At 64.3% G+C, this 624-nt stretch carries 1 protein-coding gene; it reads left to right on the forward strand.

The genetic code is table 11. The features are described from left to right. A partial coding sequence (locus A5777_RS21475; protein WP_156529452.1) for an IS30 family transposase occupies positions 1-624 on the forward strand: 624 nt, incomplete at both ends.

A 624-nucleotide genomic window follows, 5' to 3' on the forward strand; every position in this document is an offset into this window, starting at 1 on the left:
GGATCGGATTGCGATCGCTGACGGGCTGGTGGTCAAGGATTCGATGAGGACCATCGCCACGCGGATCGGAAAGAACGTCTCGACCATCTCCCGCGAGGTGCGTGCGCATAGTGTCGCCGGCCGGTACCTGCCGCATCAGGCCGATCGAATCGCGGCGGCGCTCCGGGCGCGGCCCAAGCAGTCCAAACTGGTGGTGAACGCGGTCCTACGGGCAGCGGTCGAGGACGGCTTGTCGAGGAAGCTCTCGCCGGAGCAGATCTCTCACCGCCTGCGCCGGGATCATCCCGACGACGAAAGCATGCGGGTGAGCCACGAAACGATCTATCAAGCCTTGTACTTCCAAGCCCGCGGAGGGTTGAAACGTGAAGTCCAACAAGCACTTCGGACCGGTAGGACGCGCCGGAGGTCGCAGCGCCGAGAGGGTGAGCGATATCAGCGATTCATCGACCCGATGGTGATGATCAGCGACCGGCCGGCAGAGGTGGACGACCGTGCGGTCCCCGGGCACTGGGAGGGGGATCTGATCACCGGGGAGCAGAACAAGACCGCGATCGGCACTCTCGTCGAGCGTTCCACCCGTTACACGATGCTGCTGCACCTGCCGGATGGGCACGACGCTGAACA

The sequence above is a fragment of the Gordonia sp. 852002-10350_SCH5691597 genome (assembly GCF_001665715.1).
Taxonomy (GTDB): Bacteria; Actinomycetota; Actinomycetes; order Mycobacteriales; family Mycobacteriaceae; genus Gordonia; species Gordonia sputi.